Below are 25871 nucleotides of genomic sequence, written 5' to 3' on the forward strand. Positions count from 1 at the left end.
GTAGACAGCATGTCAGCGTCACCTGGCAGTTAGGTTGCCCCCAGGCATACGTCACGCAAACTTAAGCGTGGACGGGCACCGCACGTCGACGCTGTATCCACGCAAGCCCCAGTAGCACCGTTCCAGCGACCGCCCACACCACAACGATGATGGACCCGGCCGGGACTATCGACAATGAGGCGTTACGTCCTTGTACGCGAACCAAATCCGGGTTGGATTTGTCGTACTCCACATAGATGCGCATGCCCGGGCTGAGTTCGGACGGGTAGAGAACGCCCAATTCCGGCCGGTACGTGACTCGTTCGGGCGTGACGAACTCGATGGTGGATCGCCGCGGCCCGGCGCTGAGCACCTCGGCCAGCGCGACACCCATGTCCCGTTCGATGGCCTTGTCGTTTCGCCAGGCGCCCGCGACCAGTAGCAGTGACTGCAGGGTCATCAGCCCCGCCAGTATCAGCACGCCGATCCGGACTCTCTTGATGACACGGGAGCGTCGGTTCACAAAGCAGCCCTGATGGCGGCGTGCAGTTCACGCAGGGTAGAGCGGTCGGCCTTGACCTCCAGAACCCTGATGCCACCGGCGGGTTCGTCCAGCGCGGGGCCGAGCTCCTCCACGGAGATGGATTGCGAATCCACGTGGTAGGCCCGGCACAGGGCGGCGATGTCGACATCGTGCGGGGTGCCGAAGATGCGGGAGGACACATCGCCGAATCGCGGATCGCCCTGCTCCAGCAGTTCGAAGATGCCGCCGCCGTTGTCATTTGAGACCACGATGGTCAAGTTGTCGGGACGCGGCTCGGTCGGGCCGATCAACAACCCCGAGCTGTCGTGCACAAAGGTGAGATCCCCGATCAAGGCCACGGTACGACCCCCCTTGTGCGCCAACGCCGCACCGATCGCGGTGGACACCGTGCCGTCGATACCGGCAACCCCACGATTGGAACGCACCCGAACATCTCTGGCCCCCCACGGGACCAGCGCGGCATCGCGTACCGGGTTGGAAGCGCCGAGCACCAGCTGGTCGCCGTCGCGCAATGACCCACACACCTTGGCCGCCACATGCAAACCGGTGGTCAGCGGATGGGTGCCCAGCTGTACGCGCACCGCGTCGAGCGCCTTCTGGTGCGCATGCGTGCATCGTTGCAACCACGCCGCATCCGGGTTTCCGGATGTGACAGCCCGAGTCCCGGTGGCCTGCGAGTTGCCGGACACATCGGGCCAGCGCGGGCCGGTGGTCAACGCGTAAACCGGAATTCTGTTGTCCGCCAATAAGGATGACACCTGCCGGTGCAGTGTCGGCCGTCCCAGCATGATCACCTGCTGCGGATGCAGCAGGGTCAGCGCCAGCGGATGCACGGGGTTGTCGGGTTGGGGCGCAGTGGGTTCGGCCACCGTGGGCAACATCGACAGGTTGGGGTGGGCGGCCGCGCCATGCCCCGCGATCACCACGGTATCGGGGGTCAGGTCGATCTCGACGGGCTCGTCGAACGTCACGTCCGAGGTGTATGTCCACGGCACCCCGCCTGGGCGGCCCGCGGGGATCGCTCCCCCCTCGCGATCGGGCACAAGCGGTTCGCGCAACGGGATGTCGAACTGCACCGGGCCGGCATTGGCGGTGCGAGATCCCTTGGCGGCAGCCAATACTCGACAGGTTGCCGAACGCCAATGCGGGTTCTGCGCCTCAAGCTTCTCCGAGCCCTCTTCGGCCAGACCGATGCTGATCGCGGCGCGAACCTGGGTGCCGAAGTAGCCGAGCTGCTCCATCGTCTGATTGGCGCCGGTGCCGAGCAGTTCGTAGGGGCGGTTGGCGGACAGCACGATCAGCGGAATCCGGGCGTAGTTGGCCTCCACCACCGCGGGGCCCAGATTGGCGACCGCCGTACCGGACGTCATCGCCACCGGCACCGGAGCGCCGCTGGCCGCGGCCAGACCGACGGCCAGGAAGCCCGCGGTGCGCTCGTCGATGCGCACATGCAGACGCAACCGACCAGCCTTGTCCGCATCGTGCAAGGCGAAGGCCAGCGGTGCGTTGCGCGACCCCGGACACAGCACGACATCGCGGACGCCGCCGCGGATGAGCTCGTCGACGACGGCATGGGCCTGTGCGGTCGACGGGTTCATGCCATCAGGGTGTCATACCGCCTGTGAGGCGCTCGCAAAGAACTCCAGGATCACGCGGTTGACCTCGTCGGGGCGTTCGATGAAGCCCAGATGCCCGGCATCAGCAATCTCGACGTAGGTGCCGCCGGGGATGGCGTCGGCCACCTCCCGGCCGAGGTACGGCGGCAGGGTCATATCGTCGCTGAATCCGATGACCAGCGACGGAACCGTGATCCCCGCATACGCGCCGGGCCGGTCGGGGCCGGGGATGGCGCTGCGCTGGTGATCGATGCCACCCGAGGTGGGCTCCGGCCACAGCGTGAACATGTCGATCCAGTCCTTGATCGCGGCATCGTTGTTGAGGGTCTTCGGCGAGAAGTTCAACAGCAGACGCATAGCCGCCTGGTACGCCGCAGGCACCTGCACACCCGACGCGGACAGTTCGAGCTCGGCCTTGCGGAAGAACGACCGGGTCGAGTCCTCGCGCCCCCGCGTTCCCATGAACACCGCTGCGGTCACCAGATCCGGACGGGTGAGGGTCAGTTCCTGGGCGATGAGCGCCCCCATGGAGAAGCCGACCAACCGGGCCGGGGCCGCACCGAGACTCTCGATGAGCGCCGCGGCATCGGCCACCAAGTCCTGCAGGGTGAAGCCGTCCGCGCACTCGGTGGTCGGCGGTATCCCCCGGTTGTTGAAGGTGATGGTGCGATAACCCGCGGCGCGGAATGCCGGTACTTGATGCAGGTGCCAGCTGCGCCCTGCACCACCGCGCCCGGAGATGAAGACGACGGGATCACCGGAGGCGCCGAGCGCCAGGGGCCCACGATCGTCGTAACTGATCTGGATGCCGTTGATGTTCGCGAGAGGCACGTTGAGAGAACCTACCGGTTCAGCAGCGGGTAGCAGTCGGCCACACGGCGCCGCCACCAGTCGCGGCGGTCTGCGGCGGCGGCGAGCGTCGCCAGCCGGGCCGGGTCGGGTGTGAACGACGACACCGGTAGGTAACCGTCTTCCGGCGTCGGCGCCTGGGCCACATCCTCGACAAAGAATCCCCCGGTTCCCAATCCGCAGGCATGCTCGAGCACCGGCAATGCCGCAGCCGCACGCAAACCGATACCGATGCCGACCGCGCTGTCCAGGGCACTGGAAATCACCGCGGGCATGCCGATCCGTGCGGCGATATCCAGCAGCGCGGCCACTCCGCCGAGCGGGGCCACCTTGAGCACCGCGATATCGGCCGCACAAGCCTGCGCAACACGCATCGGATCGCTTGCACGCCTGATGCTCTCGTCGGCCGCGATCGGCACGTCCGGGAGACGCCGACGCACCTGGGCCAGTTCCTCGACGGTGGCACAGGGCTGTTCGGCGTACTCCAGAGCGCCGGAGCGGGTCAGCGCCGTCAATGCCTCAACGGCCTGCTCGACGGTCCATCCCGCGTTGGCGTCCACCCGCACGGTCGGGATCTGCGCGCGGACCGCCTCGACACGCGCGATGTCCTCATCCAGGGTCTGCCCTGGCTCGGCCACCTTGACCTTGGCGGTGCGGGCGCCCGGGAAACGAGCCAGCACCTCGGGCACCGCCGCGGCGGCCACCGCGGGCACGGTGGCGTTGACCGGAATTCGGCTGCGCCGCGGCTCCGGGAGCTCGGTGTATGCGGCCTCGATCGCCGCGGCCAACCAGGCTGAGGCTTCCGGCGCCCGATACTCGGGAAAGGCTCCGAACTCGCCCCAGCCCGCAGGGCCGTCGATCAACGCCACCTCACGGGTGGTGATGCCGCGGAATCGAACCCGCATGGGCAGGGCCACGACGTGCAGCCGATCCAGCACATCGTCCAACGCGGGCAGCTCCACACCTGCGATCGTCGCACGCGATTCAGAACGTCCAGCGAGAAGCCCTGGTCGGGTCGCGAAAGTGACTTTGGCTTCTAGAGCCACGCCGTGACCGGATGCAAATCTGCCCACATCGGTGCATAGGCAAAGGAGAGCAGATGCTGACGGTTCACGGTCTCGCAGGATTTCAATCGGGTTGCCGGTGCGCAGGCTGCTCCACGGCGGAGTCGCAGCGACTGCAGCGGATCGGCGAGTCAGAACGCGAACGCTGGGAGCGCATCAACCAACGGGCCACCCGGCGCACCCAGCGCTACTTCGCCGACGCCGGGAATCATCCGTTGAACTGGCAGAAGCCCTGGACCACCGAGGAGATCGACAAGGCACTGGACGCGTCGACCACCGCGGCACAAGTCGCGGCTCGCTTGGGCCGCTCGATCGGAGCCGTCCACGCGGCACGGCGACGGTTCGGCCCGCGTGCCAGTTGAGGCCACCAACTGGTCGATTTCGCCTGGCGCGCCCGCTAGCCGGCGCGGCCCCTGGGGCGTACCTTAATGTCATGTCAATTGACATCAAGCCCGTTCCCAAATGGCTCAAGTACTTCAACAAGGTTGTCATCGGCGGGCACAAGATAGGCCTCAAACTGCCGATGGTGGTCCTCACCGTGCCGGGCGCCAAGTCGGGCACGCCGCGCTCGACTCCCATCACCCCGTTCACACTCGACGGCGGGCGCTATGCCGTCGGCGGAGTTCCCGGATCGTCGTGGATTGCCAACGCACGCAAGGCCAAAGAGGGCACCCTTACACAGGGCCGCCACATCCAGCGGGTCCGGATCGTCGAGCTGTCGCCCGAGGATTCCCGACCGGTACTGCGCGCGTTTCCCATCGAGGTACCCACCGGGGTCGGCTTCATCAGAAACGCCGGCCTGGTCAAGGAGGGCACGCCCGAAGAGTTCGAGGCTCTGGCGGGGATTGCCGCCGTCTTCCGGTTCGATCCGCTGGAAGGCTAGGCGCCCGACTGCCACAAGTACTGATCACCGGAGTCGTACTCCGGATGAAGAATCCGAGATTGATTGCCGCCATTGCGCTTCGCCTCGTACATCGCACGATCCGCGCACGCGGTCAGCACATCGATGGCCTCCCGTGATGCCGCCGCCGCCACGCTGGCGACCGGCTGAGCCGCAACGCCCACACTCGCGGTCACCGCGATGCCCGCCGGCTTGGACGCCGTCACCGCTTCCCTGAGCCGGGTGGCGAAATCGACGACGGCATGCGCCGGGCAGATCGTCACTACGATGAACTCCTCGCCACCCGAGCGACCTACCGTGTTTCCGCGTATCGATTCGCCGACGAATGCATTGGCCAGGTCGACCAGCACCCGATCACCCGTGCCGTGGCCGTACTGGTCGTTGATCGACTTGAAGCGGTCGATATCGACGATGGCGGCGGCGACCACCCGGTCACCTTCCAACCCGTGCACGCGCATCAACCCGCCGTGCAGGCGCTGCCACTCCCCGTAGATGCCTCGCCGGTTGAGAAGCCCGGTGAGCGGATCCCGCTGTGCCGCCAGTGCATCCAAGCGCACCACCGCGATCCCGAATTGGATGACCATGGGTATCAACACCACGACCAGCAGCATGCTGGTCACCTTCACCACCGCAGTCATCGCCGCACCCACGGTGCCCTCGGCGAGCAGGCGTAGCGACAGCGCGAAGATCACCGGGCCGCACCACGCCACGTGCGCCAACAGCAGCCGGTTTCCCAGGAAGAAGCTGACATACGCGCCGACCGGCGTGAACAGCACCGTTCCCACCAAACCTGCCAGCGGATCGAAGTCCTGCCAGCAGGCCAGCGCGATTCCGACATCGGCGAAGGCGACAAATGCGACGGCTTCACGCAGGGACGGCCAGGGCCCGACGGCCCAGCGCACCGCCCAACCCAGTGCACCGAGGGCGCACACAACGACGATGGCGCGTCCCACCGCGCTTCGGGGCCCGGTGTCGCTGAACTGCACCGCGACGCAGATCGCGGCGAAGATCAACGCGTACCCACCGATGAGGTTGCGGACGGTCCGGTCGAGCTTGCGTTCCCGCAGGAAGGCCCGCAGCCAGCCCGTCGGGACCGGCTCGGTCCACCACTGGAGCAGAAAACTCATCCATGCGGTGTTGCGGACGTAGGAGACAATTCTGTTCAGCGGCATCTAGATTCCCGGATTGGCGGTCGGTGCATTGCGCCTCGGGACCATCCGCACGGTCGGCAGTGGCGGAGCAGGCAAACGAGGCACCGCACCCTCATATCCGTCCACATGCCCGAAGCGCTCGGACTCGGCCTGCCACTCCTCGCGAAATCCCGCGATCTCGTCGTGGTCACGACCGACGAAGTTCCACCACATCACGATCTGCTCACCGAACAGCCTGCCGCCCAACAGGATCGCCCGCGCGACCGCATCCGTCGGGTTAAGCACGGTGAGCTGATCGACGCCGGTACCGACGTAGCCGAGTTCGCCCCGCGACAACCTGGTGCCGGACAACTCCGCTGCCTCGGTGTCCACCAGCAGCCCATGCTCAAATCCGGGATCGACGTCGAACCGCGCCAGGCTGCGCGGTTGCAATGTCAGCTCGGCACCAAGCAACGGCGTGGCAGTACGCACCGGCGACACCTGCCCCGCCAGAGTCCCCAAAAACACGCGCAGACTCACCCCGCCCACAGCGACCGCATCGGGCGCATAATGCTGAAAATCCCTTGGCGCGTAACGGGATTCATCGGGCAATGCCACCCATAGCTGCACACCATGCAATGTGGCGGACTGAGCCGTCGACACCTCCGAATGGCAGATACCGCGACCACCCGTCATCAGATTGAGTTCCCCCGGCCGCACCATCGCGTGTACTCCGTTGCTATCGCGATGCTCAATCTCCCCGGCGAACAGCCAGCTGACCGTCTGCAGTCCGGTATGCGGATGGGGCGCCACATCCATGCCGCCGGACTGCGCGATGTCATCGGGCCCGTAGTGGTCGGCGAAGCACCAGGCGCCGATCAGCGATCGCCCCGCCTGAGGCAGGGTCCGCAGCACCGTCATCGCACGTGGACCCCCGAGAGGAACCTCTCGGGGAGTGAGTATTTCGACCACCGGACGGCCACTTCCATCCCGCGGGCACGGCCCATCCTCGCAGCGGGTCTCCGTGGGGGTGGTCTCGGTATTGCTCATGTCATCATCATCGGCCGAACTCACGGTACGTGCGGCATAGTTGGTCACCATGGACGGATCCGAATCCAGCACCACGGTCGCCGACGCACCCGATTACCACCGATTTGAGATAGCGGCAGACGGTGAACGCGCGGGCTTCACCGAATACCTGGATACCGCGCTGAGCGACACAGAGGTGCAAATTTTCTATCACACGGAGGTCGACGAGAAGTTCGGCGGCCGCGGCCTCGCCGGGACACTCGTCGAGTCGGCCCTGACATCCACACGATCCACCGGGCGCAGGATCGTCCCGGTATGCCCGTACGTCCGGAAGTTCGTCGGCAAGCATCATGAGTTCGACGACATCGTCGACCCGGTGACACCGGAAGCGCTGGCCGCGGTCGAGGCCCGCCAGGGATGACCGCGAAGCGCGTCTACATCGACAAGCAGACTCCATCGGTCTACCAAGGGCTGACCAAGACCGCTGCCGAACTCCGCACCCGGGCCACCGAGGCCGGGCTCTCGCGAACAACGTTGGAGTTGGTGAATATTCGCGTATCCCAACTCAATCGGTGCCTGTTCTGTCTCGATCTGCACACCAGGATCGCGCTCGAGGAAGGCGAGTCAGCACAGCGGATCGCGGTGCTGCCGGTGTGGCAAGAGGCCGAGTTGTTCACCGATGTCGAGCGCGCGGCCCTGACGATCGCCGAAGCCGTGACGGAGGTCACCACCGCCCACCTCACCGATGAGCAGTACGCCGCCGCCCGGGAGCACCTCTCCGACGATCAGGTATCGGTGCTGGTCTGGTCGGCCATCATGATCAACACGTTCAATCGGATCTCGATTCTGAGCCGCCACCCGATCAAGCGGCGCTGATCCCCGGCGCCCAGCGCGGGAATACAACCGAGCCACCATGAGTTAGATTTCTTACGCCAGGCTAATGATCTGGCCACAGACATATCTCACGGGGAAGGTATTCGACGATGCCTCAGGTGCGTGCCACACGCTTCCGCAAGTCAGCGCGCGCGATAGTGGTCGCCGCGACGCTGGCCACCGCTCTGTCCGGGTGCACTGTCTACAAGACGCTCACCAAACCCGCGGAGACTCCCCCGCCGCCTGCGGCGACCTCACAGGTCAGCGACCAAGACCAGATCCGGCAAGTCACCGCCCAACTGGGCAAGGCCCTCGGAAGCCTCGATCTGGACGCCGGCAATGCCTTGACATGCCCGCGATACCAGGTGTCCAGCCGCACCGCCGACGAGAAGCTGGTGCCCTCGATCAACTCATGGCAAGGCGCTGAGGATGCACTGGTGTACGGCGACACCTTCACCTTGTCCAGCAGTGTGGCACAACGGTTCCCGAGCGCAGGCAGCAGTGAGCGCGCCACGCTGGTCAAGGCGATCGTCGGCCGCGACCAGTTCGCCTATACCGCGACAGCGATGCAGGTGATCCGCGAGAACACCACCGTCGAGAAGTTCGCGATCGACAACATCAAGATCATCGGCGACAGCGCCACCGGAGACATCACCGCGACCTACAGCTTTGGCGGTGCCGCTACGCAGACCCAGACCAAGCCGAACCAGTTCCGCAAGGAGGGCGGCAAGTGGGCCTGGTGCCAGCAGCCGCCGCCGGGCCTGTTCACCCAGTGGACGACATCCTCGGCGGCACAGTCGTCGGCGTAGTAATTCACGGGTAGGCGTCGACGGGCCGCACATCGAGCGGCCTCTAGAGTCGGAGCCATGACCCACGACGACGGGCAGACCGCCAACCCCTTTGATCCGACTCGCTGGCAGGCGGTGGCGGGATTCGAGGATCTGACCGACATCACCTATCACCGGCACGTCAGCCAGGGGACCGTCCGGATCGCGTTCGACCGACCCGAGGTGCGCAACGCCTTCCGGCCGCACACCGTCGATGAGCTCTACCGAACCTTGGACCATGCCCGAATGACCTCCGATGTCGGAGCGGTGCTGCTCACCGGCAACGGCCCCAGCCCCAAGGATGGCGGCTGGGCATTCTGCTCCGGCGGCGATCAGCGCATCAGGGGCCGCACCGGCTACCAGTACGCCGGCGGCGAGACCGCAGAGACTGTGGATCCGGGCCGGGCGGGTCGCCTGCATATCCTGGAGGTGCAGCGCCTCATCCGCTTTATGCCAAAGGTGGTGATCGCCTTGGTGAACGGGTGGGCCGCCGGTGGTGGACACAGCCTGCACGTGGTGTGCGACCTGACCCTGGCCAGCCGGGAACACGCCCGCTTCAAGCAGACTGACGCCGATGTGGGCAGCTTCGATGGCGGCTACGGCAGCGCCTACCTGGCCAAGATGGTCGGGCAGAAGTTCGCCCGCGAGATCTTCTTCCTGGGCCGCCCGTACACGGCCGAACAAATGCATCACATGGGCGCCGTCAACGAGGTCGTCGACCACGAACACCTGGAGACGGTCGCGCTGGAGTGGACCGCCGCCATCAACGAGAAGTCGCCCCAGGCACAACGAATGCTCAAGTACGCCTTCAACCTCACCGATGACGGACTCGTGGGACAGCAGCTGTTCGCCGGGGAGGCAACACGATTGGCCTACATGACCGATGAGGCCGTCGAGGGCCGTGACTCATTTCTGGAGAAGCGCAAGCCGGACTGGTCGCCCTACCCCTGGCACTACTAAGACCCGCGGGCCCGCCTAATAGACCGGGCGAGGCCCGCTGCTACTGCTGCTGCTGCACGGCACCTTGGATATGACCGTCGTGGGCACCGTGACCGTGGTCGTAGTGGTGACGGTAGTCGGCACCGTTTCTGTAGTTGTCTCGGTGGTGGTCGATGTCTCGGTTGTGGTCGACGTCTCGGTGGTGGTCGATGTCGCCGTCACGGTTGCCGTCGAGTGGGAGGTCGCCGTCTTGGATTCCGTGATGGTCGAGGTGCCGATTTGGGTGAGCGTCACCGGCGCCGCCGTTGGTGTGGTGGAGACCGAATTGACTACCGGGGTAGGCACATCGCTCCCCCCGCCCGCCGACTGGGCGAGCGCGACGCGGGCACCCACCGCGCCGGTGCCGATCACGATCGCCACCGCCCCGGCCACCAGGTACCACGTCAGGATCTGGCCTCGCAGCTGTCCGATTCCGGTCGCCACCGATCGGGGAACGTCGACATGTACCGCTCGCCGATCATGCGCGACGGAGCGCAACAGCCCACGAATGGCCGGATCGCTCATCGGTCCGACCCCCGCGCATAGGCGATCGGCGCGAGAACGCCGTCGGCTACCCGGAGTTCGGCCTGCACCTGCGACGGCGTCAACCCGAGCATGTCCGAGAGGTCATCGATGCCGACTTCGGCGAAGGCACTGAGCACCGCGGCCACCCGCTGAACCTGCGTCAACCGGGACAACGGGTTTGGCCCGGGAGCGGGCCGCCCGGTCAGCGTCAGCCGTGAATGCGCCATCAGCGCATGCACGAACCAGCACAACGTGAAGGTCTGGATCGACTGATGCACCGGCCCTCGCCACTTGAGCGTGGCCTGGGCGATGGCCGTCTCCATCAAACGCTTGCCGACCTCCGCGTCGTCGCACAGCAGGCTCGCGCACTCTTCGAAGATCGGCTTCTGGATCTCGAACGTCCGCGCCAACTCTTCTTCCCGCCGGGTGAGGTCGGCAGTTATCCGCAATCCGGACGGCAGACCGAACTCCACCTGTTTGATCGCGGGAAACAGCGCCAACGTCAACGCGAGTAGACCCACAAACCCGAGCACACCCAGCAGCAGAGGACTATGCACAAACGGTCCGGCGGCTGCCGCGGCAATCGCGACAGCGACGGGCAGCATGATGCGCGGCTGGAACAGATCCGTCCAGCGCCGAGGCTCGGTCTTACACATCGCGAACACCCCTCTATGCGAACTGCGTGGGGCAATCGTCGCCGCAGCGTCGTGGAGAGGCGCGAGTAACCGACTACTCGATTGTGCGGGCGGCTACCGCGCCGCGCGTTCCATCCAGAAGTCGAGTTCGAGGTCCTCTTCGGCACATTGGCGGTACTTCGAGAAGTCGGTGACACCCGCCTCGGTGAGCACCTCGTCGTCGATGAAGCTGTTTCCGGTTACCTCACGGCTGGGCTTGATCAGGATCTCGTACGCGGCGTCGGCCATGATCTCGGCCGAGCGACAGCGGGCCACCAGCTCTGCGCCGAGGATGTTGCGGATGGCGGCGGTGTCGATCGTGGTGCGCGGCCACAGCGAGTTCGACGCGATGCCGTACTCACGCAATTCATGGGCCAGCCCGATGGCCACCAGGCTCATGGAGAACTTCGAGATCGTGTACGCGGTGGTGGCCTGATCGAACCACTTGGGTTCCAGCGTGATCGGCGGCGACAGGGTCAGGATGTGCGGGTTGTCCGCCTCCTTGAGCGCGCCGATCGCCGACTTCGACAGTGAGAAGGAGCCCCGCGCGTTGATGTCCTGCATCAGATCGTAGGCCTTCATCGAAATCGATTCCGAGGGAGCCAGATTCAAGGCACTGGCATTGTTGACCACAATGTCGATCCCGCCGAACCGCTCGACCGTCTGGGCCACGGCCGAGGCAACCACCTCGTCGTCACGAACGTCGCCGAGAATCGCCAGCGCCTGACCACCGGCGGCCTCGATCTCCTCGGCGGCGGTGTAGATGGTGCCGGGAAGCTTCGGATGCGGCTCAGCCGTCTTGGCCATGATCGCGACATTCGCACCGTCACGCGCGGCCCGGAGTGCGATCGCCAGCCCGATGCCGCGGCTGCCTCCCGACATGATGATGGTCTTACCCGCCAGCGATCCCATAGCCACGTCCTTGTCGTCATAGGGGATGAGTGAGGCCAGCGTAGGACACCGTCGGTAAGGCATACCTTCGAGACCTAAGTCACCCAGGCCCGGCATTTCGCACTCACCGCGGGGGGCATACAGTTCTTACTCGTGAGTAAGAACTCGGTGAGCAAGCGACTCAACATCGCCTTTGCCCGCGCCCTGATGCAGCCTTTCCCCAGCCCATCGCTCATTCGGGCGAAGTTCGACGCGAACTACGGCGTCTCGGTCAAGGACAAGCGCGTCCTCATCACCGGCGCGTCCTCGGGTATCGGCGAGGAGGCCGCGTACCAATTCGGCAAGCTCGGCGCCAAGGTCATCGTGGTGGCACGGCGTGAAGACCTGCTGAACGAGGTCGCCGCGCGCATCACCGCCGCAGGCGGCACCGCGGATGCCATCGCATGCGACCTGTCCGACCTGGACGCCATCGACAAGCTGGTGCAGACCGTGAACGAACGCCATGGCGGCGTGGACATCCTGGTCAACAATGCCGGTCGCTCCATCCGGCGCAAGACCTACGAGTCGCTGGATCGCTGGCATGACGCCGAGCGGACCATGCAGCTCAACTACTTCTCGCCCCTGCGACTGATCCGCGGGTTCGCCCCCGGCATGGTCGAGCGTCGCAGCGGCCACATCATCAACGTGGCCACCTGGGGAGTGCTCACGGACGTGGTGCCGCAGTTCGCGGTGTACAACGCCTCCAAGGCCGCACTCTCGACAGTCAGCCGCATCGTGGATGCCGAATACGGCAAGTACAACGTGCACACCAGCACTCTCTACTTCCCCTTGGTGCGCACCCCGATGATCGCGCCGACCGAGGCGTACACCAACGCGGCGGCGCTGACCTCCGCGGAGGCCGCCGAGTGGATGGTGCTGGCAGCTCGTACCCGGCCGGTGCGCATCGCCCCGCGAATCTCGGTGATGTCGGCCGCCACCAACGCGGTGGCTCCTAGCCTGGTGACAAAGGTGGCAATGTCCGGGCGCGAAACCCTTTAATATCTCCGTGCCCGTGATACACACGGGTATGGAGATATTGTCCAGCCGAATTTTGTTGCGGCCTAAGGACTATGACGCGACGCTGGCGTTCTACCGGGACACCCTGGGGCTCGCCGTCGCGCGCGACTACGGAGCCGGCATGGTGTTTTTCGCCGGACAGTCCCTCATCGAGATCGCTGGGCACGGCCGCGCCGATGGTCCCCTTACCGCATTTCCGGGTGCACTCTGGCTCCAGGTACGCGACGTGTACGCGACTCAGACCGACCTGGAGAGTCGCGGCGCCTCGATAAGCCGTGCCGCGCAGCAGGAGCCGTGGGGCTTGCATGAAATGCACGTCGCAGCACCCGACGGCGTCACCCTGATCTTCGTACAGATACCGCCGGACCACCCACTACGCAAAGACACCCGGCGGTAGCTTCCGCCGGGTGTCTTTGGTTGGTCGCGTTACTTCTTGACGAACGGGAAGAAGTCGAAGCCCGTGTGGTGGATGATCGTCGTCCGGGTGATCCACAGCAGCGCGAGGACGACAACCGCTCCGACCAGAGTGAAGAGCGCCACCCCCAGGAACTTCACGGCCGGGTTGGGTGCGGTGACCGTGCCGTCGTCATTGGCGCCGCCCACACCCGAGGAGTAGGCGACCAGGCCCGCCGCGAAGACCGCGGGCAGGCCCGCACCGAGGACCAACCCAACAACGAGCACCTTGCCGATGGCTTCCAAGTAGTTCATTGAGGATTCCTTCTTTTCGCTGGGGTTGGGTTAGACCGAGGCCGTGTCGTTGGCGGAGTCCTTCTTCGAGGCATCCTTGCCCTCGACGGACGCGTCGGCCTTGGCCTCGCGGACATCGGCGGGCACCACCGAGTTGGTGGAGTCGTCCCAATCGGCGTTGACGTTGCTGGAGTCGACCTTCTCCTGCTGAGCACGCCACCACATGTAACCGGAGAGTACGACGAGCAGGGCGAAGATGATCAGGTCACCGACCATCGGAGTGGTGAGGTCGCCGACGGCCTTGGAGAGCCAGTAGGACAGCGCGCCGACGATACCGGCGGCGGGCAAGGTGACCAGCCAGGCCAGCACCATGCGACCCGCCACGGCCCAGCGCACCTCGGCACCGGGCTTGCCGACACCGCTGCCCAGGATGGAGCCGGTGGCCACGTGTGTGGTGGACAGAGCCATACCGGCGGCACTGGAGCTCAGGATGATCGCGGCCGAGGACGCTTCGGCCGCGAGACCCTGCGGGGACTCGATCTCGACGAGGCCCTTGCCCAGGGTGCGGATGACGCGCCACCCGCCGAGGTAGGTGCCGAGGCCGATCGCGAGCGCGCAGCTGGCGATGATCCAGAACGGCAGGCCCGTCTCCTTGACGTTTCCGGTCAGGTGGCCGGTGGTGATGAGCGCCAGGGCGATGACGCCCATGGTCTTCTGTGCGTCGTTGGTTCCGTGCGATAGCGCAACCAGGGACGCGGTGGCGATCTGGCCCCAGCGGAAGCCCTCTTCGCGGCGCTTCTTCACCACGTTGCGGGTGAGGCGGTAGACCAGCCAAGTACCGGCCGCGGCGACCAGACCCGCGATGAGGGGTGCGGCGAACGCGGGGATGATGACCTTCTGCAGGATGCCGTCCCACTTCACGCCCGAGAGGCCGATGGCGGCGAGGGCCGCACCGATAAGGCCACCGAAGAGCGCGTGCGACGAGCTGGACGGAATACCGAAGAGCCAGGTCAGCAGGTTCCACAGAATGCCGCCGATGAGACCGGCGAAGATGATCGTCAGGCCCATGGACGGGGTGATGTTGGGCAGCAGGTGACCAGTCTTGCTGTCTTGCACCTTGATGACCGAGGTGGTCACCGTGACGGCGACCTCGACAGAGAGGAAGGCGCCGACAAGGTTCAGGACGCCGGCGAGCAGAACCGCGGTCTTGGGCTTGAGCGCACCCGTTGCGATGGACGTCGCCATGGCGTTACCGGTGTCATGAAACCCGTTGGTGAAGTCGAAGGCCAGTGCCGTTGCGATCAACAGCACCAGAATGATCATGGTTGCGTCCATGGCGCTAATTCTGGGGTAAAGGCCTTGACTTTGACCAGCTGATGGACCGGCAAGTTTGGGCGCTGACCGGCCAGTTTGATATTTCCCGCAAGGAGTTCACATTCCGTTAACCTTCCGGGTGCTGACTATTCGAACTGCACGCGGGCTTCTTGGCTGATTGCGGTTAGTTTTGCCTGGCGACAACACCAACCAACAGCACTACCATCCGTACCAGTCGATACGAATAGGACGGCCGCCCGTCCCTACAGGAGTTTGAGGCCGTGAACGCATTTCTGAGCAAGATCGTCACCTGGCTTCGGGCGGGATACCCCGAAGGTGTCCCGCCACCGGACTATGTCCCGCTGTTGGCATTGCTCGGCCGCAGGTTGAGTAATGACGAGGTCAAGACCGTGGCCCGTGAACTGATGGCCCGCGGCGACTTCGACAACATCGACATCGCCGTGCTGATCACCCAGGTCACCGATGAACTGCCGACCAGCGACGACATCGAGCGCGTCCGCGAGCGACTGGCGAAAAAGGGTTGGCCCCTGGATGATCCGCGCGAGCCCGCGGACCATCGTGACGAACCGGGCTCCGGTCAGGCCACCGACCACCCGGCGTGACCCGGTTACTGCGCGCCCTGCCCGTACCCAGCGGGCAGACCATGCTCGGCCTGCTCCCACGCCTGGCGGAACTGCTGGACGGTCGAGGCGACGCAGTGCTGCCCGTACCTGCCGATGACGCCGATCAGGCACATTTCCTCGCCTCCGAACTCGCCGCCGACGAACCGATCGCCGAGGATGTCGCGGTGGTGGTGTCAACCTCCGGCACCACCGGAAAACCCAAGGGCGCCATGCTCACAGGGGATGCGCTGGCCGCCAGTGGTGCCGCGACGCACGCCCGCCTGGGCGGGGCCGGCCAATGGCTGCTGGCGCTGCCACCCCATCACATCGCCGGAATGCAGGTGCTGCTGCGCAGCATCCAGGCGGGAACCGAACCCGTGGTCCTCGACGTCTCGACGGGCTTTTCGCTACCCGACTTCGTGCGCGCCGCCGCCGAGATGACCGGAACTCGTCGATACATCTCCTTGGTGGCAATACAGCTGGCCAAGGCATTGGAAGACCCCGCCGCGTCAGAGGCGCTCGCATCCTTTGACGCGGTCCTCTTGGGCGGTGGTCCGCTACCCGCGCCCGTCGCCATCAGGGCGGCGCAGGCGCGTGTCCCGGTGATCCGGACCTACGGCATGAGCGAAACCTGCGGCGGATGCGTGTACGACGGCGTGGCACTCAGCGGAGTCCAGGTGCGCATCGGAGCGGAGGGCCAGATCAGCCTCGGTGGCGCCACAGTGGCATCGGGCTATCGAAATATTCTGAACCACAAGGCATTTGCGGAGCCCGGATGGTTCCACACCGATGACTTCGGCGAGCTGCACGATGGCCGGCTGCGGGTCCTGGGTCGACTGGACGAGGCCATCGGCACCGGCGGGCTCACCGTCGTTCCGCAGGTGGTGGAGGCCGCCCTGGCCACTCACCCGCTGGTCGCCGAATGCGCGGTATTCGGCGTACCCGATGATCGGCTTGGCCAGCGCGTCGCCGTGGCGGTGGTGCCTTCGCCGGAGGGCACTCCGACGCTGGAGGATCTGCGGGCCCATGTCACCGCGTCTCTGGAAGACACCGCCGCCCCGCGCGAGTTGCATCTCCTCGACGAACTACCCCGGCGCGGGATCGGGAAACTAGACCGCCGCGCTCTCGTCAAACGCTTCTCTTGACCTCAAGCTCGCTTGAGTTCATAGCGTTGTCCCATGACACGTGAAGAGTTTGTGCCAGGCTGCGCGCCTCTGGTTCGGCGCAGTGATCGCGAGATCCTCAGCACCGCAGCCGGGAACGCGACCGGGCTGGTGATGGATTCCGACGCGACCGGTGGGGCGGTCAGCGTCCTGAGCATCTACCTGCCCAAAGGCGCCGACGGCGCGGCGCCGCACTTCCACACCCGATCCACCGAGCTGTTCTATCTGGTGTCGGGGCGACTGGAACTACTGGCAGGAGATCGCATCGAGGTTCTGGAACAGGGCGACACGCTGTTGGTTCCTCAGCGGATGCCGCACGCGTTCGCTGCCACACCGGACAGCCATGCCAACATCTTCACGGTGCTCTCCCCCGGAGTCCAGCGCTTCGACTACTTCCGGCTGCTGGACCGAATCGTGCACAGCCAGGCCGATATCAGCGAGCTGCGGGCGTCGCAGGAGACCTACGACAACCACTTTGTGGAAAGCGCGGTGTGGTCTGCGGGGCGTGGCCTGTCGGCGCTGGATGCCCCATAGTCACGCGGCCTCGGCGACCGCCTTGATCCGATTGAGGGTCTCCCGCATGCCGTTACGGTTGGTGCGTCCGCGCGCCCAGCCGAGCAGCGCCCAGTAGATGCGCAGCGGCAATGTCGGTGTCAGTTCAAAGGATTCGGTGACATCGGTGCCGTCGCCGGCGGGCTCGAAGCGATAACGCCAGGTGTTCACCGTCTTGCCGTTGGGCCAGAGCACGGCGAAACCAAAGGAGCGATCGCGGTCGCACTCGACGATCCGGCACACCGTCCAGTAGACGGGCCCCTTCTGGTTGCGCTTCACATGGCCACGGAACCGCACGCCCACCGCGGGGCCGGTGGCGCCGTCGAGCCATTCGGCCTCGAACGTCTCTGGACTGAACTTTCCCGTGTTGGTGATATCGCTGACCAGTTCCCAGATCTTGTCGGCGGGAGCCGCGATGTGCACGGTAACCGAATCACGCATGGCGTTACGGTACCCGCGATGATTCTCGGTGACGGGCCGGGTCTGTATGACCATGACCCTTACCCCTCATTTCGACCAGCGGTTCAGCGAGCCCGGCGCGGCGGCACCCGCCTGGAGTGACGTGTCGGCGCTGCTTGCCGCCGCCGAGCTGTACTGGATCACCACCGTGCGCGCCGACGGCAGCCCGCATATGACTCCGCTCGTCGGCCTGTGGCGTGACGACTCATTCGTGTTCTGCACGGGCCCCACCGAGCAGAAGGCCCGCAATCTCGACGCGAACCGCACCGTGGCCGTCGCGACCGGTGTCAATACGTGGAATGACGGTCACGACGTCGTGGTCGAGGGAGCGGCCGAGCGCGTCACCGATGCCGCAGCCCTGCAGAGTCTCGCAGACGCATATCTCGAAAAGTACGGCGAAGATTGGACATTCACGCCGAGTGAGGGCGGCTTCGGCGAGGGCGATCAGTTCGCGGTCGTATACACGGTGGCGCCGTCGAAGGTGCTTTCCTTTACCAAGAACCCACACGGACAAACGCGTTACGCCCGCTAGGGAAGCTCGATCGGCAGCGTGACGCCGTCATGCGCGCGGCAGTGTCCGCAGGTGTCGACGGATTCGGTCGCGGTGACGGCGGAGCGCACCAAATCCTTGAATCCGCCGATGTTGCGTTCGAACTCGGCGAACACGTCTACCGCACGGACCCCTTGCCCGTGTTCAATTCCAGCGTCCAGATCGGTGACCAAGGCGATTGCGGCATAGCAGATTTCGAGTTCACGAGCCAGCACCGCCTCGGGGTATCCCGTCATGTTGACCAGGGTGAAACCCTGCGAGGCGTACCAGCGACTTTCGGCCCGAGTCGAGAACCGCGGCCCCTGCACCACCACCATCGTGCCGCCATCCACAGCCTCGGGTTGCAGCGATACGGCGCGCAACCCCGGGCAGTACGGGTCGGCGAATTCCACATGGATACCGCCGCTGTCGAAGAAGGTCTGCTCGCGTCCACTGGTGCGATCGACCAGCTGATCGGGTACCACGATGGTGCCAGGACCCAGATCAGGGGTGAGACTGCCCACCGCGCACGGCGCAAAGACCCGGCGCACACCGAGCGCGCGCAGCGCCCACATATTGGCGCGGTAGGGCACAGTGTGTGGCGAGAACTCGTGGCGACTGCCGTGCCGAGGCAGAAATGCCACCTCACGCTCTCCCACCAGCCCAACCGTGATGGGCGCGCTGGGCTGACCGTACGGCGTCGTCGGGGTGACGGTCCGCACCGGTTTGTCGAAGAACGAATAGAAACCGCTTCCACCTATCACCGCGAGCATGCCGTCATTGTCGTGCAACACCCCGGCCTGCGGCCAATTGGGTGCGTTGCACAACCCTCAAACAATTAGTCGCCAAAACACCTGCAACAGTTCCCGACAAATCTGGGCAGGCATCTTGTCAACCACACCACGAAATCGACTGAATGTTGCTGTCGCTCAACAATGTAGAGAATGTCACCGTTCCCGGCAGTGGCATGGATCAGATACGAATTGCTGACGGAAAATCGGGCTTTTCGGTCAATAACGCCGTTCTGGCAGACTCGCTCCGGCGACCTTGACGCATCCCCCACCACGTCTACCGTGGAGGAGTGAATTCGATTGGGCATCAACTACATCGAAGACAATTCCTAATGTTGACCGCGTCGGCCGCGGGAGCCCTCACGCTCGCATCATGCGCCGATGAACCGCGGGGAGGTACGCCGCCGAAAGAGGAGAAAACCAGCGTGTATACATTGCCGAATCTCGACTGGGATTACTCGGCCCTGGAGCCGCATATCTCCGGCGAAATCAACCAACTGCACCACGACAAACATCACGCCGCCTACGTCAAGGGTGCCAACGACGCCGTGGAGCAGCTTGCCGAGGCCCGCGAGAAGGCCGACAACGCCGCAATCGTGCTGCTGGAAAAGAATCTCGCCTTCAATCTCGGCGGCCACGTGAACCACTCGATCTGGTGGAAGAACCTCTCTCCGAATGGCGGCGATAAGCCGCAGGGTGACCTGGCAGCCGCCATCGATCAGCAGTTCGGCAGCTTCGACAAGTTCCGCGACCAGTTCTCCGCGGCGGCCAACGGTGTTCAGGGGTCGGGCTGGGCATGGCTCGGATACGACACCCTCGGCAAGAAACTCCTGACGTTCCAGATGTACGACCAACAAGCCAACGTGCCGTTCGGCACGATTCCCCTTCTCGGCTTGGACGTCTTCGAACATGCCTACTACCTGCAGTACAAGAACGTGAAGGCCGACTACATCAAGGCCTTCTGGAATGTGGTGAACTGGGCCGACGTCCAGGCTCGTTTCTCGGCAGCGGTATCGAAGACCGCAGGACTCATCTTCCCGTAGCAGGCAATCGGACGCGGCCATGGCAGGATCGGCCGCATGGCCGGCATCGCGCAGTGGATCGAAGGTTCCCGTCCCCGTACCTGGCCCAACGCGCTGGCACCGGTCATCGCGGGCACAGGTGCCGCCGCGGCAGCCGGTAGCCCCGTCTGGTGGAAGGCGCTGCTGGCCCTGGCCGTATCGGTAAGCATGATCATCGGCGTCAACTTCGCCAATGACTACTCGGACGGAATTCGCGGAACCGATGACGACCGGGTGGGACCCTTGCGACTGGTCGGCTCCCGGCTGGCATCGCCGTCGGCGGTCAAAACCGTCGCCATCGCATTCCTGACCCTCGGTGCCGCTGCGGGATTGGCGCTGTCCATCACCACGGCCTGGTGGCTGGTGGCGGTCGGCGTCGTATGCGTCGCCGGCGCCTGGTTCTACACCGGAGGTTCGAAACCCTACGGATACAGTGGTTTTGGCGAAATCGCCGTCTTCATATTCTTCGGCCTGGTGGCCGTGCTGGGCACCGAATACGTACAGACCTTGACGGTCAGCCCCATCGGTCTGGCACTGGCGGTGGCAATCGGCAGCTTCTCCAGCGCCGTACTGGTGGCCAACAATCTTCGCGATATCCCCACCGATCGCGAATCCGGCAAGATCACGCTGGCCGTCCGGTTAGGTGATGCACGCACCCGGATCCTGTTCCCGGCGCTGCTCGCCGTCCCGGTTCTGGTCAGCATCGGCCTGGGTATCGTCCACCCGTGGCACCTGTTGGGGCTGGTGATGCTGCCCCTCATGGTCAAGGCCGCACGCCCAGTCATCACCAAAGCGCAAGGACCGGAGCTGATCCCGACATTGCGCGACACCGGCCTTGCCATGCTCGGCTGGGCGATTCTCACCGCCTCAGCCCTGACCTGGCTGAGCTAGACCCCTCGGACTGTGACGTCTTAGGAGAAGTTCTTACAGACAACGCCGGTGTTTTGGCAGGTCACACCGGTATGGTCCGGTGCACTTACCCATCCGCCGCCCTGAGTGAGGCCCGGGGGTAGATCTGAGCGATTCGGGTTACCGGTGGCATCGCAGAACACCCAGCTGTTTTGGCACGCATGTCCCTGACCGTGCGGAAGCGTTCCCCACCCGGTGTTTCCATCCCTGCCGGGCTGCTGATTGGTAAACGACCAGCGTGAACCATCGCCCACACCCGGTCCGGGTATTGGCGTCACCGGATCGGCAGGGCCCGCGAGTGTTTGTCCCACTGCCGGCTCGCGCAGAACACTGACGCCCTGTGTCCCCAGCCCAAATAACGGGAGGGCTAACAACGCCGTACAACAAAGAACGTTTCTTGTCTTGGTAAGTGCATACATGGTGACTCCGTAGGTCCGCATATTCAGGTGCGGCCCCCGGGAAACCACTAACAACGAAAAACGTTAGGCGCCGCTTGTATGTCATCCACAGTACACCTGCCGTTCACTTTGGCTCAATCTGAAGTTAAAGTGTCACCAAACCCTTACCCCGGTAGGGGTATGCGCCCCGCAATGTGGTTACAACCGTCCACTACCTGGGCATAAGACATCACACTATGGCGGCGACGCGACGGGTTCGCTGATATCGGTAGATTCCGACGAGGGGCCCCGGCCGACTGCCCATTGACCATCAAACGTCTCAGTGATAACGGCCGAGTTACCCAGGTCATGGCCGACCGGTACCCGCCTCGCACATCACAATCTGAAGCGGTCCAACCCATGTCTCCGCAAACGCGATGCCCGATGCCCCCGGGGCAATCCCCTCGTGCCGCTAGGCGGCCCGATCGAGCAGTCCCGCCACTGCCTGCCGCAGCTCATCGGCGGGCACACGCTCGGTGATCACGGCCAGCGCCACCGGGTCACCACCCCGCAGAATGCCCAGCACCATGTGCTCACATCCGATCCAATTGTCTTTGTGCGCAACGGCTTCCCGTAAGGCCAGCTCCAGGCACTTCTTGGCCGAGGAGCTGAACGGGATCATCCCAAATGGGCGCCACCCGCGGGCACGCCCCTTGCGACGCCCCGATTTCTCAAATGCCTTGTCGAAGGCTTGGGGGCCGAAGACTTTCGACACACTGTCACGCACCTGCGACAAATCGATGCCGATGGCCTTGAGCGCCTGGGCGTCCTCGTCGTCCAGCGGAGGCTCCTGCGATCCGGCGCGCAGCCGGTCACGCACGGCGTCGGCGGTCAGCCCATACCCACCTAGCAGGTCCAGAAGAGGTCCGCCCGCACTGTCCAGCACGCCGATCAGGACATGCTCGGCCCCGATACGCGATTCGTCCATCTCTCGGGCCTCCTCTTGCGACAGCACCACGGCGACCTTGGCCGACTTCTGGAACTTCTCGAACATGGCTGCTCACTTCCTCGCGCGGTTGTATTTCTGATGCACTGCCTGACGGCTCACTTCGAGAGCCTCGGCGATCGCCTGCCAGCTCCAGCCCTGGTTGCGCGCATTGGTGACGTGTATTGCTTCCAGTCGTTCACACAAGCGCCGCAACGCCTGTACAGCTCTCAGGCCCACAGCCGGATCAGTACTACTGACGGCGTCGTCCAGATCGGCCGACGGAACATCGCTCATACTTGTCAAGATAGATTGACAAACATGAGGCGTCAAGGAAAGTTGACAGATGACTTACCAGCCGACAGGCAACTCGAACAGGCCCCCGGTCAGCAGATCGGATCGCATCGTCAGTTCCGATACCTCCTTACGCAGGTACAGCCCGGGCAGCCGCTCAACCAGCTGCCCGAGCACCGTGGCGAGCTGCAACCGGGCCAGCGGTGCGCCCACGCAATAACGCGCGCCGTACCCGAACGTGACATGAGCCGCGGTATGCCGGGTGACATCCAGCCGGTCCGGGCCGCCGAACACGGCCCGATCGTGATTGGCCGCACCGACATCCAGCAAGAGGAGGTCTCCGGCAGCGATATGCACCCCATCGAGGTCGAGATCTTCGCGCGCGTACCGCGGTATCTCACCACCGCCGGTACGCGAGGCGCGCAAGGTCTCTTCCACCGCATTGGGAACCAGATCCGGTTGCGCCACAAGCAAAGCCCACTGTTCGGGATTCGCCAACAACAGCAGTGCGGCCAGACCGAGCTGGACGACGGTGGTCTCATGCCCCCCGAGAAGCAATGCCATCGATTGCGAGGCGATCTCGTGGTCGGCGACACCGTCCACGGCACAGAGACGTGAGATCACGTCATCGCCCGGGTCTTCCCGCTTACGGCTCACCAGTTGTAACCCGTACACGAAAAGCTGGCCCATCCCCCACTCGGACAAGCTCCGATCACGGGTATTCGATGCGGCCGTGGTCCATTCCCGAAACTCGGCTCTGTCCGCGTAGGGCACACCGAGCAGTTCGCACAACACCATCATCGGCAGCGGCTGGGCGATGGCGGTGTACAAATCCGCGGGCGGCCCCTGGTCCATCATCGCCCATCCTCGACGAAGACGGCCCCCGCGCCGAGGTGGTGGATTTTGACCGTCTCCCGGCTACCTTGCCGTTCTACGCAGATGGCGCAATATCGGCGCAGCAGTGGCGCACCCGCATCGCCGCACGACAGACAGCGGTGGCGGCGCGGATGTTGGGATGACGCGCCACCGCGTCTGCCCGGTGTCTTTAGGAGGAGTCCTTCGGCTTTTCGCCACGCAGCCGCGCTTGCAGATCCGCACGGTCGGCCCGGCGCCGCTCGTCGACGATGGCGATGCTGGCAGTCACCCGGCGACGCAGTGGCGCGAATACCGCCATGCCCAACGGCAGCGCGATGATCAGCGCGAACAGGATCGCGATGGCCAGCGGGAAGTCCTCGTACCCGATAAGCCGGGCCACCCAGAAGATGACGAGCGTCAGGATGACCGCGAGCCCCAATCGCGCCAGGGTGTACACCGCGATATCGATAGCGAGCCGGCTCCCCGGCGACCGTTCAGCCACGTCACCACCCTATCGCTGCGCCGTACACCGACATTGGCCGCGCGTATATTCGGAGGTAGTTGTTCAGGAGGCTCTTGTGTATTACGTGCTCATCGCGGTCGTACTCGGCGCGCTGATCTACGCCGGATGGCGGATCAGTCAGTCGGTGCCCGCCCGTCCGCAGACTCGCGTGACCGGCCCCGACGACGACCCCGACTTTCTCTGGCGCATCAGCAAGGACGGCCCGTCCGAACACTGACGCTTGCGCGGCCCGTCGCCGCACCGATCCAGTGACTAGCCCTGGAACGTCTGCTGCTGGCGCTGTGTCCCGGTGAACCCCTGCGCCACGACGGCGGCCAGCTCGATGAGCGAACGACGCGTCGCAGGCCGCAACCGGTCCAGACTGATCTCGGCGCCCTCTTCCAGGTGCGGATCGAACGGCACCAACCGCACGGCACGGCACCGCCGGGAGAAGTGATCGACGACCTTCTGCATGTCGACCTTGCCCGAACGTGGACGCACCGCGTTGATCACCGCAACGGAACGGCGCACCAACTCGCGATGTCCATGCGCATCGAGCCAGTCCAGGGTGGCCGAGGCGCTACGCGCACCGTCGACCGAGCCGGAGCTGATGACCACGAGGGTGTCGGCCTGCTCCAGCACCGAGGACATCGCGGAGTGCATGAGTCCGGTACCGCAGTCCGTGAGCACCACGCTGTAGAAGCGCTCAAGAATCTCCAGTGTGCGTGCGTAGTCCTCGGCACTGAACGCCTCGGAGACCGCCGGGTCACTTTCGGATGCGAGCACCTCCAGGCGACTCGGCCCCTGCGAGGTGTAACTGCGGACATCGCTGTAACGCTGAATCGAATTGGCGTCCCGCAGCAGGTGACGCACTGTCGCCGGCGTCTCCAGCGGAACCTTCTGGCTCAGCGTGCCGCGGTCCGGGTTCGCGTCGACGGCGATGACGCGGTCACCACGAATGGAGGCGAAGGTGGCGCCGAGAGTCGCGGTGACGGTGGTCTTACCGACGCCTCCCTTAAGGCTCAGCAGCGCGATCTTGTAGCAGCCCTGCAACGGCTGGTTCACCTGGGCGACGAGGTCGTTTTCCTCGGTCTTCTTGGTGCCCTCGCCGAGGTTGATCGTCCCGAAAGACGCACGGTAGACGGTCTTGCGCCAGCCTGCGGACGGCGCCGGTTTGTGTGGGCGCAGCAGTGCGGAGGTGGACAAGTCACGCGAGGAGGGCGGTAGCTCGGGCCGAATCTGGGCACCGATACCGGTCTGCTGGCCACCCACCGGGGTGTAGTAGCGAGAACCACCGAGCGGAGGCTGCTGAGCTTGCTGAGGAATACCCGAGGCGGGGGTGTCACTGGCCCAGCGATCCGCGGTGAAGGGGGTCGACTGCGCGGGTGACTCGCCCGAATCGCTGAATCGATTGTCGGCGCGGAAGCCGCCCGACGATCCGGCCGCGCCGATCGCGGTGGGATCGGGACTGTCCTGTCCACCGGACGGCGTGAAGTCCAGCGGTGCGAACGAGCCACCGAGAGTGTTGAGCGATGGCACCGAGGGATCGCGGCCGAGGCCCGCGATGTCCTGCTGCGGCGCGAACGGATCCTGGTACGGGACCGCCTGGAACTGTTGGGTCATCTCATGCGGCTGCTGTGGCACGCTCTGGCCGTACATCACCGGCTGCGCGGGCTCCTGCGCTGCCCAAGGCGGGGCCGTCGGTCCACCCTGCGCCTCGTCGGCGTAAGGCGACGGTCCATCCGGCGCGCGGTGCGCGGGATAGTCAGACATCGATCCCCCAATGCATTGGTTGGATATGCGGCTCGGACACGGAGAGCCCGGAGCAACTGTT

The 25871-nt window shown here is 65.0% G+C and carries 32 protein-coding genes and 2 pseudogenes; 16 read left to right on the plus strand and 18 right to left on the minus strand.

What is annotated here, in order from left to right:
* Positions 1-61 precede the first annotated feature (61 nt).
* The 4 genes from MSTE_RS20220 to MSTE_RS20235 are packed head-to-tail and all read right to left on the minus strand — an operon-like array spanning position 62 to position 3950.
* The gene (locus tag MSTE_RS20220; RefSeq protein ID WP_096503893.1) at positions 62-502 is read right to left on the minus strand and encodes a DUF3592 domain-containing protein; all 441 of its coding nucleotides are present in this window, start codon (positions 500-502) and stop codon (positions 62-64) included.
* Positions 499-2121: a 2-succinyl-5-enolpyruvyl-6-hydroxy-3-cyclohexene-1-carboxylic-acid synthase gene (gene menD / locus MSTE_RS20225; protein WP_096503895.1), complete on the minus strand. Its 1623-nt coding sequence runs from the start codon at positions 2119-2121 to the stop codon at positions 499-501. Before menD ends, MSTE_RS20220 begins: the two co-directional genes overlap by 4 nt.
* A gap of 12 nt (positions 2122-2133) precedes the next feature.
* Positions 2134-2970, minus strand: a complete 837-nt coding sequence (locus tag MSTE_RS20230; protein ID WP_096503897.1) for an alpha/beta fold hydrolase — start codon at positions 2968-2970, stop codon at positions 2134-2136.
* An 11-nt stretch (positions 2971-2981) separates the two neighbouring features.
* On the minus strand, positions 2982-3950 hold the full coding sequence (locus tag MSTE_RS20235; RefSeq protein ID WP_096503899.1) for an o-succinylbenzoate synthase: 969 nt from the start codon (positions 3948-3950) through the stop codon (positions 2982-2984).
* A gap of 137 nt (positions 3951-4087) precedes the next feature.
* Here MSTE_RS20235 and MSTE_RS20240 point away from each other — a divergent pair, with 137 nt between their 5' ends.
* The gene (locus MSTE_RS20240) at positions 4088-4414 is read left to right on the plus strand and encodes a hypothetical protein (protein ID WP_096503901.1); all 327 of its coding nucleotides are present in this window, start codon (positions 4088-4090) and stop codon (positions 4412-4414) included.
* Positions 4415-4485: 71 nt separating this feature from the next.
* Positions 4486-4935 (plus strand): nitroreductase/quinone reductase family protein, encoded by a 450-nt coding sequence (locus MSTE_RS20245; RefSeq protein WP_096503902.1) that lies wholly within the window; start codon positions 4486-4488, stop codon positions 4933-4935.
* On the opposite strand, the gene MSTE_RS20250 is transcribed toward MSTE_RS20245, so the two are convergent.
* Both MSTE_RS20250 and MSTE_RS20255 read right to left on the minus strand, forming a co-directional pair.
* Positions 4932-6125 carry a GGDEF domain-containing protein gene (locus tag MSTE_RS20250; RefSeq protein WP_096503904.1) on the minus strand — a complete coding sequence of 398 codons (1194 nt, stop codon included), beginning with the start codon at positions 6123-6125 and terminating at the stop codon, positions 4932-4934. The genes MSTE_RS20245 and MSTE_RS20250 overlap by 4 nt on opposite strands.
* A complete protein-coding gene (locus tag MSTE_RS20255) occupies positions 6126-7133 on the minus strand; it encodes a pirin family protein (RefSeq protein WP_096506159.1) in 1008 nt (335 codons plus the stop codon).
* Between the two features lie 49 nt (positions 7134-7182).
* Between MSTE_RS20255 and MSTE_RS20260 the strand changes: the two genes are divergently transcribed.
* The 4 genes from MSTE_RS20260 to MSTE_RS20275 all read left to right on the plus strand — a co-directional run bounded on the left by MSTE_RS20260 (position 7183) and on the right by MSTE_RS20275 (position 9772).
* On the plus strand, positions 7183-7533 hold the full coding sequence (locus MSTE_RS20260; RefSeq protein ID WP_096503906.1) for a GNAT family N-acetyltransferase: 351 nt from the start codon (positions 7183-7185) through the stop codon (positions 7531-7533).
* A complete protein-coding gene (locus MSTE_RS20265) occupies positions 7530-7988 on the plus strand; it encodes a carboxymuconolactone decarboxylase family protein (RefSeq protein WP_096503908.1) in 459 nt (152 codons plus the stop codon). Before MSTE_RS20260 ends, MSTE_RS20265 begins: the two co-directional genes overlap by 4 nt.
* Positions 7989-8104: 116 nt before the next feature.
* Positions 8105-8794: a hypothetical protein gene (locus MSTE_RS20270; protein ID WP_456300702.1), complete on the plus strand. Its 690-nt coding sequence runs from the start codon at positions 8105-8107 to the stop codon at positions 8792-8794.
* Between the two features lie 57 nt (positions 8795-8851).
* On the plus strand, positions 8852-9772 hold the full coding sequence (locus MSTE_RS20275) for a 1,4-dihydroxy-2-naphthoyl-CoA synthase (protein ID WP_096503912.1): 921 nt from the start codon (positions 8852-8854) through the stop codon (positions 9770-9772).
* Between the two features lie 15 nt (positions 9773-9787).
* Here MSTE_RS20275 and MSTE_RS20280 read toward each other — a convergent pair whose 3' ends face one another.
* The 3 genes from MSTE_RS20280 to MSTE_RS20290 form a co-directional block, all read right to left on the minus strand.
* Complete coding sequence (locus tag MSTE_RS20280) at positions 9788-10315, minus strand: hypothetical protein (RefSeq protein WP_096503914.1); 528 nt, start codon at positions 10313-10315, stop codon at positions 9788-9790.
* Complete coding sequence (locus tag MSTE_RS20285) at positions 10312-10971, minus strand: hypothetical protein (protein WP_157997725.1); 660 nt, start codon at positions 10969-10971, stop codon at positions 10312-10314. Before MSTE_RS20285 ends, MSTE_RS20280 begins: the two co-directional genes overlap by 4 nt.
* 93 nt (positions 10972-11064) lie before the next feature.
* Positions 11065-11901 carry an SDR family oxidoreductase gene (locus MSTE_RS20290; RefSeq protein WP_096503918.1) on the minus strand — a complete coding sequence of 279 codons (837 nt, stop codon included), beginning with the start codon at positions 11899-11901 and terminating at the stop codon, positions 11065-11067.
* 132 nt (positions 11902-12033) lie between these two features.
* Between MSTE_RS20290 and MSTE_RS20295 the strand changes: the two genes are divergently transcribed.
* Both MSTE_RS20295 and MSTE_RS20300 read left to right on the plus strand, forming a co-directional pair.
* Positions 12034-12918, plus strand: coding sequence for an SDR family oxidoreductase (locus tag MSTE_RS20295; RefSeq protein ID WP_057967863.1), 885 nt, complete (start codon positions 12034-12036; stop codon positions 12916-12918).
* Between the two features lie 28 nt (positions 12919-12946).
* Positions 12947-13333, plus strand: coding sequence for a VOC family protein (locus MSTE_RS20300; protein ID WP_057964836.1), 387 nt, complete (start codon positions 12947-12949; stop codon positions 13331-13333).
* 29 nt (positions 13334-13362) lie between these two features.
* Here the strand turns inward: MSTE_RS20300 and MSTE_RS20305 are convergent, their stop codons facing one another.
* Positions 13363-13644 carry a hypothetical protein gene (locus MSTE_RS20305; RefSeq protein WP_096503920.1) on the minus strand — a complete coding sequence of 94 codons (282 nt, stop codon included), beginning with the start codon at positions 13642-13644 and terminating at the stop codon, positions 13363-13365.
* 30 nt (positions 13645-13674) lie between these two features.
* Entirely contained in the window at positions 13675-14958 is a 1284-nt protein-coding gene (locus MSTE_RS20310; protein ID WP_096503922.1) for an inorganic phosphate transporter, read from the minus strand.
* Positions 14959-15218: 260 nt separating this feature from the next.
* Here MSTE_RS20310 and MSTE_RS20320 point away from each other — a divergent pair, with 260 nt between their 5' ends.
* From MSTE_RS20320 to MSTE_RS20330, 3 genes are read left to right on the plus strand one after another with little or no spacing between them, the layout of a single operon-like run.
* Positions 15219-15560 (plus strand): DUF3349 domain-containing protein, encoded by a 342-nt coding sequence (locus MSTE_RS20320; protein ID WP_030096546.1) that lies wholly within the window; start codon positions 15219-15221, stop codon positions 15558-15560.
* Entirely contained in the window at positions 15557-16705 is a 1149-nt protein-coding gene (gene menE / locus MSTE_RS20325; RefSeq protein ID WP_096503924.1) for an o-succinylbenzoate--CoA ligase, read from the plus strand. The genes MSTE_RS20320 and menE overlap by 4 nt, the downstream gene beginning before the upstream one ends.
* Before the next feature lie 33 nt (positions 16706-16738).
* Complete coding sequence (locus MSTE_RS20330; protein ID WP_096503926.1) at positions 16739-17257, plus strand: cupin domain-containing protein; 519 nt, start codon at positions 16739-16741, stop codon at positions 17255-17257.
* Here the strand turns inward: MSTE_RS20330 and MSTE_RS20335 are convergent, their stop codons facing one another.
* The gene (locus MSTE_RS20335) at positions 17258-17716 is read right to left on the minus strand and encodes an SRPBCC family protein (RefSeq protein ID WP_096506161.1); all 459 of its coding nucleotides are present in this window, start codon (positions 17714-17716) and stop codon (positions 17258-17260) included.
* 52 nt (positions 17717-17768) lie between these two features.
* On the opposite strand from MSTE_RS20335, the gene MSTE_RS20340 reads away from it, so the two are divergent.
* Positions 17769-18266, plus strand: a complete 498-nt coding sequence (locus MSTE_RS20340) for a pyridoxamine 5'-phosphate oxidase family protein (protein ID WP_096503928.1) — start codon at positions 17769-17771, stop codon at positions 18264-18266.
* On the opposite strand, the gene MSTE_RS20345 is transcribed toward MSTE_RS20340, so the two are convergent.
* Positions 18263-19036: an S-methyl-5'-thioadenosine phosphorylase gene (locus tag MSTE_RS20345; RefSeq protein ID WP_096506163.1), complete on the minus strand. Its 774-nt coding sequence runs from the start codon at positions 19034-19036 to the stop codon at positions 18263-18265. The genes MSTE_RS20340 and MSTE_RS20345 overlap by 4 nt on opposite strands.
* A gap of 443 nt (positions 19037-19479) precedes the next feature.
* Here MSTE_RS20345 and MSTE_RS20350 point away from each other — a divergent pair, with 443 nt between their 5' ends.
* Together MSTE_RS20350 and MSTE_RS20355 are read left to right on the plus strand one after the other, a co-directional pair.
* A complete protein-coding gene (locus MSTE_RS20350) occupies positions 19480-20097 on the plus strand; it encodes a superoxide dismutase (protein WP_162291473.1) in 618 nt (205 codons plus the stop codon).
* Positions 20098-20133: 36 nt separating this feature from the next.
* Complete coding sequence (locus MSTE_RS20355; RefSeq protein WP_096503932.1) at positions 20134-21006, plus strand: 1,4-dihydroxy-2-naphthoate polyprenyltransferase; 873 nt, start codon at positions 20134-20136, stop codon at positions 21004-21006.
* A gap of 867 nt (positions 21007-21873) precedes the next feature.
* On the opposite strand, the gene MSTE_RS20360 is transcribed toward MSTE_RS20355, so the two are convergent.
* The 3 genes and pseudogenes from MSTE_RS20360 to MSTE_RS20370 form a co-directional block, all read right to left on the minus strand.
* The gene (locus MSTE_RS20360) at positions 21874-22455 is read right to left on the minus strand and encodes a Clp protease N-terminal domain-containing protein (protein ID WP_162291474.1); all 582 of its coding nucleotides are present in this window, start codon (positions 22453-22455) and stop codon (positions 21874-21876) included.
* A gap of 6 nt (positions 22456-22461) precedes the next feature.
* On the minus strand, positions 22462-22683 hold the full coding sequence (locus tag MSTE_RS20365) for a sigma-70 RNA polymerase sigma factor region 4 domain-containing protein (protein ID WP_096503934.1): 222 nt from the start codon (positions 22681-22683) through the stop codon (positions 22462-22464).
* A 54-nt stretch (positions 22684-22737) separates the two neighbouring features.
* Positions 22738-23541, minus strand: a pseudogene (locus MSTE_RS20370) (cytochrome P450); the annotation flags it as partial.
* Between MSTE_RS20370 and MSTE_RS25905 the strand changes: the two are divergent.
* Positions 23496-23699, plus strand: a pseudogene (locus tag MSTE_RS25905) (hypothetical protein); the annotation flags it as partial. The pseudogenes MSTE_RS20370 and MSTE_RS25905 overlap by 46 nt on opposite strands.
* A 26-nt stretch (positions 23700-23725) precedes the next feature.
* Here MSTE_RS25905 and MSTE_RS20380 read toward each other — a convergent pair.
* A complete protein-coding gene (locus MSTE_RS20380) occupies positions 23726-24037 on the minus strand; it encodes a DUF4229 domain-containing protein (protein ID WP_096503936.1) in 312 nt (103 codons plus the stop codon).
* Between the two features lie 76 nt (positions 24038-24113).
* Here MSTE_RS20380 and MSTE_RS25250 point away from each other — a divergent pair, with 76 nt between their 5' ends.
* Positions 24114-24275, plus strand: coding sequence for a hypothetical protein (locus tag MSTE_RS25250; RefSeq protein ID WP_044105092.1), 162 nt, complete (start codon positions 24114-24116; stop codon positions 24273-24275).
* Positions 24276-24310: 35 nt separating this feature from the next.
* Here MSTE_RS25250 and MSTE_RS20390 read toward each other — a convergent pair whose 3' ends face one another.
* On the minus strand, positions 24311-25696 hold the full coding sequence (locus tag MSTE_RS20390; protein WP_162291694.1) for a MinD/ParA family ATP-binding protein: 1386 nt from the start codon (positions 25694-25696) through the stop codon (positions 24311-24313).
* Between the last annotated feature and the right edge of the window lie 175 nt (positions 25697-25871).

It is taken from the genome of [Mycobacterium] stephanolepidis (assembly GCF_002356335.1).
Lineage (GTDB): Bacteria > Actinomycetota > Actinomycetes > Mycobacteriales > Mycobacteriaceae > Mycobacterium > Mycobacterium stephanolepidis.

What these genes read in the sequence shown, in the direction of transcription:
- menD (WP_096503895.1), bottom strand. Translation starts at nt 2,121, where the DNA reads ATGAACCCGTCGACCGCACAGGCCCATGCCGTCGTCGACGAGCTCATC.
- MSTE_RS20240 (WP_096503901.1), top strand. Translation starts at nt 4,088, where the DNA reads ATGCTGACGGTTCACGGTCTCGCAGGATTTCAATCGGGTTGCCGGTGC.
- MSTE_RS20245 (WP_096503902.1), top strand. Translation starts at nt 4,486, where the DNA reads ATGTCAATTGACATCAAGCCCGTTCCCAAATGGCTCAAGTACTTCAAC.
- MSTE_RS20250 (WP_096503904.1), bottom strand. Translation starts at nt 6,125, where the DNA reads ATGCCGCTGAACAGAATTGTCTCCTACGTCCGCAACACCGCATGGATG.
- MSTE_RS20255 (WP_096506159.1), bottom strand. Translation starts at nt 7,133, where the DNA reads ATGAGCAATACCGAGACCACCCCCACGGAGACCCGCTGCGAGGATGGG.
- MSTE_RS20260 (WP_096503906.1), top strand. Translation starts at nt 7,183, where the DNA reads ATGGACGGATCCGAATCCAGCACCACGGTCGCCGACGCACCCGATTAC.
- MSTE_RS20265 (WP_096503908.1), top strand. Translation starts at nt 7,530, where the DNA reads ATGACCGCGAAGCGCGTCTACATCGACAAGCAGACTCCATCGGTCTAC.
- MSTE_RS20275 (WP_096503912.1), top strand. Translation starts at nt 8,852, where the DNA reads ATGACCCACGACGACGGGCAGACCGCCAACCCCTTTGATCCGACTCGC.
- MSTE_RS20280 (WP_096503914.1), bottom strand. Translation starts at nt 10,315, where the DNA reads ATGAGCGATCCGGCCATTCGTGGGCTGTTGCGCTCCGTCGCGCATGAT.
- MSTE_RS20285 (WP_157997725.1), bottom strand. Translation starts at nt 10,971, where the DNA reads ATGTGTAAGACCGAGCCTCGGCGCTGGACGGATCTGTTCCAGCCGCGC.
- MSTE_RS20290 (WP_096503918.1), bottom strand. Translation starts at nt 11,901, where the DNA reads ATGGGATCGCTGGCGGGTAAGACCATCATCATGTCGGGAGGCAGCCGC.
- MSTE_RS20300 (WP_057964836.1), top strand. Translation starts at nt 12,947, where the DNA reads ATGGAGATATTGTCCAGCCGAATTTTGTTGCGGCCTAAGGACTATGAC.
- MSTE_RS20305 (WP_096503920.1), bottom strand. Translation starts at nt 13,644, where the DNA reads ATGAACTACTTGGAAGCCATCGGCAAGGTGCTCGTTGTTGGGTTGGTC.
- MSTE_RS20310 (WP_096503922.1), bottom strand. Translation starts at nt 14,958, where the DNA reads ATGGACGCAACCATGATCATTCTGGTGCTGTTGATCGCAACGGCACTG.
- MSTE_RS20330 (WP_096503926.1), top strand. Translation starts at nt 16,739, where the DNA reads ATGACACGTGAAGAGTTTGTGCCAGGCTGCGCGCCTCTGGTTCGGCGC.
- MSTE_RS20335 (WP_096506161.1), bottom strand. Translation starts at nt 17,716, where the DNA reads ATGCGTGATTCGGTTACCGTGCACATCGCGGCTCCCGCCGACAAGATC.
- MSTE_RS20340 (WP_096503928.1), top strand. Translation starts at nt 17,769, where the DNA reads ATGACCCTTACCCCTCATTTCGACCAGCGGTTCAGCGAGCCCGGCGCG.
- MSTE_RS20345 (WP_096506163.1), bottom strand. Translation starts at nt 19,036, where the DNA reads ATGCTCGCGGTGATAGGTGGAAGCGGTTTCTATTCGTTCTTCGACAAA.
- MSTE_RS20355 (WP_096503932.1), top strand. Translation starts at nt 20,134, where the DNA reads ATGGCCGGCATCGCGCAGTGGATCGAAGGTTCCCGTCCCCGTACCTGG.
- MSTE_RS20360 (WP_162291474.1), bottom strand. Translation starts at nt 22,455, where the DNA reads ATGTTCGAGAAGTTCCAGAAGTCGGCCAAGGTCGCCGTGGTGCTGTCG.
- MSTE_RS20365 (WP_096503934.1), bottom strand. Translation starts at nt 22,683, where the DNA reads ATGAGCGATGTTCCGTCGGCCGATCTGGACGACGCCGTCAGTAGTACT.
- MSTE_RS20390 (WP_162291694.1), bottom strand. Translation starts at nt 25,696, where the DNA reads ATGTACGGCCAGAGCGTGCCACAGCAGCCGCATGAGATGACCCAACAG.